The 9,258-nt window shown below is 45.1% G+C and carries 10 protein-coding genes; 5 read left to right on the top strand and 5 right to left on the bottom strand.

What is annotated here, in order from left to right:
* Together acpS and VIP81_RS27890 are read left to right on the top strand one after the other, a co-directional pair.
* Window positions 1–300, top strand: a 300-nt coding sequence (acpS, locus tag VIP81_RS27895) for a holo-ACP synthase (protein ID WP_331969227.1), incomplete at its 5' end; no start/stop codon positions are given.
* A 111-nt stretch (window positions 301–411) separates the two neighbouring features.
* On the top strand, window positions 412–1,704 hold the full coding sequence (locus tag VIP81_RS27890; RefSeq protein WP_331969224.1) for a phenylacetate--CoA ligase family protein: 1,293 nt from the start codon (window positions 412–414) through the stop codon (window positions 1,702–1,704).
* A 174-nt stretch (window positions 1,705–1,878) separates the two neighbouring features.
* Here the strand turns inward: VIP81_RS27890 and VIP81_RS27885 are convergent, their stop codons facing one another.
* The 3 genes from VIP81_RS27885 to VIP81_RS27875 all read right to left on the bottom strand — a co-directional run bounded on the left by VIP81_RS27885 (window position 1,879) and on the right by VIP81_RS27875 (window position 3,197).
* Window positions 1,879–2,259, bottom strand: a complete 381-nt coding sequence (locus tag VIP81_RS27885; protein WP_331969221.1) for a transcriptional regulator — start codon at window positions 2,257–2,259, stop codon at window positions 1,879–1,881.
* Between the two features lie 53 nt (window positions 2,260–2,312).
* A complete protein-coding gene (locus VIP81_RS27880) occupies window positions 2,313–2,606 on the bottom strand; it encodes a type II toxin-antitoxin system HigB family toxin (RefSeq protein ID WP_331969219.1) in 294 nt (97 codons plus the stop codon).
* 102 nt (window positions 2,607–2,708) lie between these two features.
* Window positions 2,709–3,197: a DUF6702 family protein gene (locus tag VIP81_RS27875; RefSeq protein ID WP_331969215.1), complete on the bottom strand. Its 489-nt coding sequence runs from the start codon at window positions 3,195–3,197 to the stop codon at window positions 2,709–2,711.
* 70 nt (window positions 3,198–3,267) lie between these two features.
* Here VIP81_RS27875 and VIP81_RS27870 point away from each other — a divergent pair, with 70 nt between their 5' ends.
* The 3 genes from VIP81_RS27870 to VIP81_RS27860 all read left to right on the top strand — a co-directional run bounded on the left by VIP81_RS27870 (window position 3,268) and on the right by VIP81_RS27860 (window position 7,076).
* Complete coding sequence (locus VIP81_RS27870) at window positions 3,268–3,849, top strand: HupE/UreJ family protein (RefSeq protein WP_331969211.1); 582 nt, start codon at window positions 3,268–3,270, stop codon at window positions 3,847–3,849.
* Window positions 3,850–3,857: 8 nt separating this feature from the next.
* A complete protein-coding gene (locus tag VIP81_RS27865) occupies window positions 3,858–6,182 on the top strand; it encodes a M1 family metallopeptidase (RefSeq protein ID WP_331969208.1) in 2,325 nt (774 codons plus the stop codon).
* 84 nt (window positions 6,183–6,266) lie between these two features.
* Window positions 6,267–7,076 (top strand): alpha/beta hydrolase family protein, encoded by an 810-nt coding sequence (locus VIP81_RS27860; protein WP_331969205.1) that lies wholly within the window; start codon window positions 6,267–6,269, stop codon window positions 7,074–7,076.
* 258 nt (window positions 7,077–7,334) lie between these two features.
* Here VIP81_RS27860 and VIP81_RS27855 read toward each other — a convergent pair whose 3' ends face one another.
* Both VIP81_RS27855 and VIP81_RS27850 read right to left on the bottom strand, forming a co-directional pair.
* Window positions 7,335–8,954, bottom strand: coding sequence for a RagB/SusD family nutrient uptake outer membrane protein (locus VIP81_RS27855; protein WP_331969202.1), 1,620 nt, complete (start codon window positions 8,952–8,954; stop codon window positions 7,335–7,337).
* 26 nt (window positions 8,955–8,980) lie between these two features.
* A partial coding sequence (locus VIP81_RS27850) for a hypothetical protein (protein ID WP_331969199.1) occupies window positions 8,981–9,258 on the bottom strand: 278 nt, incomplete at its 5' end.

Here is a 9,258-nt window from a genome sequence, read left to right as displayed (position 1 = left end):
AATCTGGTATTTACACCTTTTGAAATCAGTTATTGCGAACAGCAAGCCAATCCTGCTGAAAGCTTTGCTGCCCGCTTTGCCGCTAAAGAAGCCGTACTCAAAGCATTGGGTACCGGCTGGGGAAATGGTGGCATCAATTTCGATGAAATTGAAGTCCGTAATGATTTGGCAGGAAAACCGGAGATTTTTTTAATAGGCAACGGCGCCAACAGACATACCTTGCTGGGCATCAAAAACATATGGGTATCTTTATCTCATGAAAAAAGTGCCGCTGTTGCAATGGTGGTTATAGAAGGGTAGAATTACGAATTACGAATTACGAATTACGGATTTGTGGGTATGCCCACACTAAACGGTAGCTCGTAATTCATAATCCGTAATTCGTAATTCGTAATTCGTAATTCTCAAAAAATGTATATACCGGATATTGAACTACAGTCGAAAGCAGCCATTAAGGCTTACCAGGAAAAAGAAGTGATGCGCCTGCTGGGGTACCTGCGCGAGTTTTCACCCTTCTACAAAGCATGGTTTAAAAAGCATGGTATTGCCGCAGACAAAGTTCAGTCGCTGGAAGCATTCTCCCAGATTCCCCCTGTCTCCAAAGAAGATTTACAGGAACACAACTGGGAATTTTTGTGTGTAGATAAAAGTAAAATAGCCGAGTACACCACTACTTCCGGTACTTTAGGCCGGCCGGTCATTGTAGCGTTAACAGAAAAAGACCTGCAACGTTTAAGTTATAACGAATACATTTCTTTTTGTTGTGCCGATGGTACCAACAGCGATATTTACCAACTCATGCTCACCCTCGACCGGCAGTTTATGGCCGGTATGGCTTATTACAACGGTATCCGTAAACTTGGCGCCGGCGTATTACGCGTAGGACCAGGTGTACCGAGCATGCAATGGGAAAATATCCAGCGAATCAAACCTACTACGATTGTAGGCGTGCCCTCGTTTATTGTTAAGCTCATCGCTTACGCAAAAGAACATCAGATAGATATCAACCAGACTTCTGTAAAGAAAGCAGTATGCATTGGTGAAAACATTCGTAACACGGATTTTTCACTGAACGTATTGGGTAAAAAAATTACAGAGCAATGGGATATCAAATTATATTCTACCTACGCCTCTACTGAAATGCAAACGGCTTTTACGGAATGTGCGGCCGGTAATGGTGGCCATCATCATCCGGAGTTGCTGTATGTAGAATTGCTGGATGAAAATAATCAGCCGGTAGCCCCGGGCCAGGAAGGAGAGGTGACTATTACCACGCTTGGCGTAGAAGGTATGCCCCTGCTGCGTTACAAGACCGGCGATATTTGTCAGTATCATTACGATGTATGCAGCTGTGGCAGGCACACTTTACGGTTATCTCCCGTAATTGGCCGCAAAAAACAGATGATCAAGTATAAAGGCACTACCTTATATCCGCCTGCCTTGTTCGATTTGCTGAATGATATGGAAGATGTAAAAGAATTTGTAGTAGAAGTGTTTTCCAATGAACTCGGCACCGATGAAATTTTATTACACCTTTGGCCAAGAGAAGAATCCGAAGAAATGGACCGCAAGATAAAATCATATCTGCAGGCCAAATTGCGGGTCATACCGCAGGTAAGATATACTAGTCAGCAAGATATTATGCGGATGCAGTTTCCGGAGAACAGCCGGAAGCCGGTGAAGTTTGTAGATAATAGAAATTAGGCTCCGCAGATAGCTGAAGAACGAGGAATCCACCAATAGAGATGTGGCGAGATTCGTCAAAGACGGCTGGGAGGCATGATGATAACAACTTTTCAGGCGTTTTAACGAAGGTGAAAATCTTTTAGCAAAAGAAGTTATCTGATGATAATTTCCAAGGCTTGTATTGATCTTAAATTAGACATGTTGCAGAATAAACTCTGCGTCAATTTTTAGCTTGTAATAAATTTTCTTCAGAAAATCTACATCCGGATCTCTTTTGCCATTCAATATTTGCGAGAATTTGGCTTCACCAATATCCAACATTGTAGCCATTTCTTTTTGTTTGAGTTTCATCTCAAACATTTTCAATTCTATCATTCCGCTTAGTGTAGTAGGCTTTGGTAATGGATAGCGGGTATCTTCAAAGCGTTCTGCAGCTGTAGAAAGCTGCTGCAGTTCTTTCAGTTCTGTTTGGCTCAGATTTGAATCTCCTTTTTTCATGAGGAAATGAATACGTTGCATAGCAGCCGTATACATCTGTTCAGTAGAAATGGAAAGGTCGGGTAACTTCTTCATAATATCGTTTTTTCTGTATGCACACATTACCCATGTGCAGATTGGGCCTGTCTTTAAAGGGAGTCAGGTTTTACCTTGTCATACTCTTTATGGGTGCCTATAAATCTTATATATACCGTTCGGACGCGAAAAATGATTCTTGCTATTAGTCTGTATTTATTTCCGCCTATATCAAATACGTATAGGTCTTTGCCTATATAATCTACTGTATTGAAGCTTTCCTTTACATCCGGGAATTTTGACCATTCAGCCAACTTACTGGTATAATACCAGTACAATAAAGGGTCAACAGCATCTGGATGTTTAGAGGAAAACTCATTGATTGCAGCTTTCGAAATGATCACCATGACAAGAGTTTACTCTTCAAAGGTAGGTAGTTAATTTCAGAAAATGAAATTATATTTCAAAAAATGAAATAGTTTTAACTCAATATCAAAAGAAGCATTTCCTCAAAACCCCATCACCGCCACGTCCTTCGGATTATCCAGCTTCGCACTCTTCCGCTCTCCACCTACCAGCACATGCACCATATTAGTTTGCGTTGGATGTCTTTCATACAATAAATCATTCTTCACCTGCACTTTCTTAGGCACAGGCACATTTTCGGCCTCGAGGAAGCTCCACACCGCATCTTCTTCTATCTTATAACCAATAAAATGCAGGGGAACGTTTTTACCATCCAGGCTCACCGTCAGGTGCTGCGCTAAATACGCAGCGACGTAACCCTCTACCTGCTTGCGGTTGGCCGGATGCGTGATATCAAACGATGTTTTAAACTGTGCTTTGAGGGTATTTTCCAGGTCATCTGTGAAAATACGGCAGCTTACCTGCAACTCTTTTTTGCCGGCATCATGGGAAATCTCTGTGACACTGGCATAAAAGGGGTGCAGTGCTGTGAGCCATAACGTCATCCACCATTTACATAATAATAAACCCACTGGACTAATATTTTTTTTAAAATTAACTTTTACGCTTTATACTTACCAAAATTATAGAAAGCAGTGCACAATGGATGAGTTGTATTTTCAGTTGGGGTGGCAACATATTATAAATTGGGATGCCTATGACCACATTCTCTTTGTAATAGCGTTGAGTGCCATTTACTTACTGCGTGATTGGAGGAAAGTGCTGGTGTTGGTGACGGCTTTTACCATTGGGCATTCTATTACGCTGGCATTGAGTGTATTACATATTATCCGTATACCTGGGCCACTGGTAGAGTTCCTGATACCTGTCACCATTTGTGTGACGGCCATCTCCAATATTTTGCGAAAGGAGGAAGAACCGAAAAAATTACAGCTGAACTATTTTTATGCCCTGTTTTTCGGATTAATCCATGGATTGGGTTTTTCCAATTACCTGAAAAGTTTGCTGGGCAGCCAGGCCAACATCGTCCAACCACTCCTGGGATTCAATTTAGGGCTGGAATTCGGGCAGATCATCATCGTGATGTGTATACTGCTGCTGTCAACCGGAATCGTGAAATTTGGGCACGTTAAACGCCGCGACTGGACCATGTTCCTGTCGTCTGCCACCTTTGGAATTGCTTTTTTAATGGTTATACAAGGCGTTAGATCGCTGTTTTTTTAATACTGTTTATGAGAAAATATCTTTACCTCGCCGGGGTATTGTGTGGCAGCATATGCTCGCTGCAGGCACAAAATAACCCGGGCTCCAACCATGGCAATCGTTTTGAGCAGCTGGGCACTATGTTGCAATCGCCTAACATGTACCGCTCTGCTTCCGGCGCTCCCGGACCTAAATACTGGCAACAACGCGCCGATTATGAAATAGATGCACAGCTGGATGATGCTAAACAAAAGCTCACCGGCGCTGAAACGATTACCTATTTCAACAATTCTCCCGATCCGCTGACCTATCTCTGGCTGCAGCTGGATGAGAATGAACACGATCCCAAGAGCGACAACCAGCAGTTTAACGAAAGCCGCATGTCAGATAAAATGACCATGGCTACGCTGAACAGCCTGCTGCCTTCTACGAAGGATCTGGGCCTGAAGATCGTGAAACTCACGGATGCAGCGGGCAACGCGCTCCCGTATACCGTCAACCAGACCATGATGCGTATTGACCTGCCCAAACCATTAATGCCGGGCGAGAAATACCGTTTCAAAGTATCCTGGTGGTATAACATCTCCGATCGTATGACGGTAGGTGGCCGTGGTGGCTATGAATATTTTCCGGAAGATAAAAATTACCTGTATACCATTGCCCAGTGGTACCCGCGCTTAGCCGTGTACTCCGATTTCCAGGGCTGGCAAAACAAACAGTTTACCGGAAGAGGAGAGTTTGCACTCACCTTCGGTAATTTTCGTGTACGCATGACCGTGCCAGCCGACCATGTAGTAGGCGCCACCGGCGAATGCCAGAACTACAAGGAAGTACTCACAGCAGCGCAATATCAACGCTGGCAGCAGGCACAAACCAGCAAGGAACCGGTGGAAGTAGTAACCCTCGACGAGGCTAAGAAAGCCATGCAGGGCAGCGCTAGCAATACCAAAACATGGGTGTACGAAGCGCAGAATGTGCGCGACTTCGCCCTGGTATCTTCCCGCCGTATTGTTTGGGATGCGCTGGCAGCAAATGTAGAAGGCAATAAGGTAATGGCCATGTCGTACTATGGTCCCGAAGCATACCCGCTCTATCGCCGGTATTCTTCCAAAGTAGTGGCGCATACGGTAAAATCCTACTCCAAACATACCATCCCTTACCCTTATCCGGTGGCTATTTCAGTAGAAGCAGCCAACGGAATGGAATACCCGATGATTTGCTTTAACTACGGCCGCGCAGATAAAGACGGTAATTATTCCGAATCCACTAAAAACGGTATGATCGGCGTGATCACCCACGAAGTAGGACATAACTTCTTCCCGATGATCGTGAACTCCGACGAAAGACAGTGGACCTGGATGGACGAAGGACTGAACACTTTCTGCCAGTTTATGGCGGAACAGGAGTGGGACAGCAACTTTCCTTCCGGCCGTGGACCTGCACATAAGATTGTGGATTATATGAAGATGCCGAAAGATCAGCTGGAGCCGATTATGACAAACTCCGAAAATATTGTGCAGTTTGGGCCTAACGCCTACGCTAAACCGGCTACTGCATTGAATATTCTCCGGGAAACAGTAATGGGCCGCGATCTGTTTGATTTTGCTTTTCGTGAATATGCCCGTCGCTGGGCGTTCAAACATCCTACCCCGGCAGATTTCTTCCGGACTATGGAAGATGCTTCCGCAGTAGACCTGGACTGGTATTGGCGCGGATGGTTCTTTGGTACCGAGCCGGTAGACATCTCCCTGGACAGTGTTAAATGGTACAGGATGGATGGCAAAGACCCTAATGAAACAGCCAAAGCAGCACAGGCAGCCTACGATAAAAACATGGACCACGTAGCCCGGCAGAAAAATAAAGCAGCCGGCGTGAAATATGCGGTAGACCAGGACACCAGCCTGCAGGACTTCTACAGCAAATGGAACCGCTTTGAGGTAAGCCAGGAGGATAAAGCCGCCTATAGCCAGTTTTACAATGGATTAAGCCGCGAAGAGAAAGCATTGTATGATAGTAAGAAAAACTTCTACCAGCTTACTTTCTCCAATAAAGGCGGCCTGGTAATGCCACTGATTATTGAGTGGACCTTCGCCGACGGCACCAAAGAAACCGACCGGATCTCTGCTTATATCTGGCGCAAAGATGAAAATGAAGTCACTAAAGTATTTGCGAAAGACAAACAGGTGGTAGCCGTAAAACTCGATCCTTTGCGTGAAACAGCCGATATCGACGAAAGCAATAACAGCTGGCCAAGAGAAGCGACGCCGTCTAAATTTGAGCTGTTTAAGGCAGCAGGAGCAGTACGTGGCGCCTCTACCGGTGACAACCCGATGAAGAAAGCAAATTCGAAATAAACAAGCTATTTTATATTTTGTGGCGGTTATCATCTCGTATGATAACCGCTTTATTTTTTTAAGAGCCTTTTAAAAGCCTAAGTTATGAACCGACTAGCCCGTCTTTTATTATTGATATGCCTGGCACAAACAGCCAGGGCAGCTGATGTAGATACTGTCAGTATTCGCAGTGATAAAATGCGCCGCGCCTACAAATGTGTGGTGATTACGCCTTCTTCCTACAAAAGCGGTACACAACGCTATCCCGTGGTATACCTGTTGCACGGCGCCGGCGGCGATTATGCCAACTGGGTAAAGAATGTACCCGTTGTGAAAGAACTGGCCGATGCCTATCAGTGTATGATCGTATGCCCCGACGGAGCAGTGACCAGCTGGTATTTCGATAGCCCCGTAGATAGCTCCATGCGCTTTGAAACCTATGTATCCAAAGAAATTCCTGCCTATATAGACCAACACTACCAGACCTTGCCAGAACCCGCCCACAGGGCCATTGCCGGCTTAAGCATGGGGGGGCACGGCGCCCTGTTCCTGGCGATCCGTCATTCCGATGTATTCGGTGCTGCCGGCAGTATGAGCGGTGGCGTGGATTTTCGCCCTTTCCCTAAAAACTGGGACATCGCCAAACGTCTGGGCCCTCCGGGAACGGATGGAACTAACTGGACCGACTATACGGTGATTAAACAGGTAGAGAGCCTGAAGCCAGGTACTTTATCCCTGATCATTGACTGTGGGGTGAAAGACTTTTTTATCGATGTAAACCGGGATCTGCATAAAAAATTATTGCTGGCAGGTATCAATCACGACTATACGGAGCGCCCCGGTGAGCATAACTGGGCATACTGGAGTAATGCGATCAAATATCAATTGTTGTTCTTTCACCAGTTTTTTCAGTAAGCACTATAAACAGGAAGGGCGGTCTTTAACAAGACCGCCCTCTTACTTTGTCCAATTCCTATGAAAAATCAAATATTTGTTCTCTCTGAAAAAGCCCGTCAGCAGGAATACCAACGGCAATGAATGTTGAATGTGACCTATGTTGATTGAATCCCTAAGCGAAATATCTTAAAGAACCGCGAGGTGTTATATAATGCCGGTCCTCAACAGGACCGGCCTTTTTTATGCACGCGATTCAAAATAAAACGTTGAATAATATCATGGTTTATCCCACCAGAGACGGGTGCCGGCATTGTCCGGACCACCGAGCAATGTTACTGCCTTATCTACTTCTCCTTTATTGGAAGTATACTCTGTGTTAGGGAAAGGCAATCTTCTGATCTGTATAGCCGTGTTCACCAATCCACCACTGTTGTTGTTTACAACCGTAAACAGTTTAGGGTAACCGGTTCTGCGGAATTCAGACCAGGCTTCCTGTCCTTCAGGGAAACCAGAAATCCATTTTTGTGTGATGATACGTTCCAGCTTTCTCTCGAAAGGGGCGGCTTCATCCCATTTGATGGTGAGATCAGTAGTAGCGGCAGCGTTATTCACTGAATTCCGTGGATCTACATAAGCAATGGGTTTGCTGGTATTATCTGCCAGGTAACTGGAGATGGCACCGGCGTCTGCATCCCATTGTCCCATGGAGATACTCACCCCTTTCTCATACAATTGCTCAGCTGTACCACCTGGATTAGCCCAGCCTCTTATGGCCGCTTCTGCACGCAGGAAATAAATTTCTGCGGCCACCATCAGCTGAATAGGCGTATTGTTGGTGAAGGTTTTTGTTTCGCTGACAGCCGGTACTGAATAACCGGTATAGTCAGGTTTAGGTGTAATGTAGCTGCCGATACGGATGCCTTTGTAGGTGCCGGCATAACTGGTGGCATGATCAAAGTACTTTGAAATACGAGGATCTTTATAGCCTACCATGAATGACTCGATAGAAGCACCCATCGAACAATCCGACCAGGCAGTAATAATGGTGAATAACGGATGTCTCAGACCAAATCCGGAAACTTTTACATTGTCCCTATTGGTTTCCAGTAATCCACCGGCATTAGCCAATGCTTTTTCACCTTCTGCCTTAGCCCTGGCTGGATCTACTTTGGCAATACGAATCGCCAAACGCAAACGTAAAGAGTTGGCAAATTTGATCCACTGCTTATAATCACCACCGTAAATCATATCAAATTTTGCAAACGGTGTTAAGCTGGGATTAGCTTTTACAAAAGCTGTCAATGTAGTATTGGCCGTATCCAGCTCTTTGAAGAAGCGATCGTATATCACTGACTGTGCATCATAAGAAGAAGTAGTACCACCGCTACCAAAGCTGCTGTATGGAATAGGGCCATATACATCCGTTACACGGTGCATGGCTTCTACTTTCAGTACCAGCGCTACTGCCCAGAAATCTGGCGCAATGGTTTGTGCACCCCTGCGTTTGATTTCGTAAATAGGCGCCATCACGTTGTTATAAGCAAGGTTGAAGGTGGAGTTATTCCAGCCATCAATCATCTTATAAGACATGTTGTTCTGGTTACTCTGAAAGTCATGCGGGGCGGTCAGATAACCGGAGTACGCATCTGCATTCAGGTTCTGCTGTAACTGGAAGTCAGCGGTAGTGTTGCCAAAGTTGAAATATATCGAAGACTGTATTTGCGGAAAAAATCCACCGATAAAGTTAAAATCTGCCTTCAGGTCTTCTTCGCTGAGTCCCGTGTTATCCGTATTGTACTTCTCAAATTCTTTTGTACAGGAACTCATTCCCAGGGTACCCGCTATCAATGCAATAGCAGTTAAAGGTGCATATAGTTTGAATCTGATCTTTTTCATCTGCTTTGATTTAAAAGTGAACATCATTAAAATCCAACATTCAGACTAAAGCCAAAACTACGGGTAGCAGGCATACTGAATATATCAACCCCGGCAAGACCATTACCTGTTGACATGGTAATTTCCGGATCATAAGGCGCCTTTTTGGTAATATACCAGAGGTTTCTTCCGATCAGTGTCATACGGAGACTTCTCACAAAACCGTTACCCAACGCTTTGGCTGGAATGCTGTAACCAAGTGATGCTTCACGCAGTCTTACTACAGTACCATCATACATGTATTCACCGGTTACGCCATCACGAC

Source organism: Chitinophaga sp., assembly GCF_036566945.1.
Taxonomy (GTDB): domain Bacteria; phylum Bacteroidota; class Bacteroidia; order Chitinophagales; family Chitinophagaceae; genus Chitinophaga.
This window is presented reverse-complemented; position numbering and strand designations above follow the sequence as displayed.

Coding starts and splice junctions, on each gene's coding strand:
- VIP81_RS27890 (WP_331969224.1), top strand. CDS start 412: ATGTATATACCGGATATTGAACTACAGTCGAAAGCAGCCATTAAGGCT.
- VIP81_RS27885 (WP_331969221.1), bottom strand. CDS start 2,259: ATGAAGAAGTTACCCGACCTTTCCATTTCTACTGAACAGATGTATACG.
- VIP81_RS27880 (WP_331969219.1), bottom strand. CDS start 2,606: ATGGTGATCATTTCGAAAGCTGCAATCAATGAGTTTTCCTCTAAACAT.
- VIP81_RS27870 (WP_331969211.1), top strand. CDS start 3,268: ATGGATGAGTTGTATTTTCAGTTGGGGTGGCAACATATTATAAATTGG.
- VIP81_RS27865 (WP_331969208.1), top strand. CDS start 3,858: ATGAGAAAATATCTTTACCTCGCCGGGGTATTGTGTGGCAGCATATGC.
- VIP81_RS27860 (WP_331969205.1), top strand. CDS start 6,267: ATGAACCGACTAGCCCGTCTTTTATTATTGATATGCCTGGCACAAACA.
- VIP81_RS27855 (WP_331969202.1), bottom strand. CDS start 8,954: ATGAAAAAGATCAGATTCAAACTATATGCACCTTTAACTGCTATTGCA.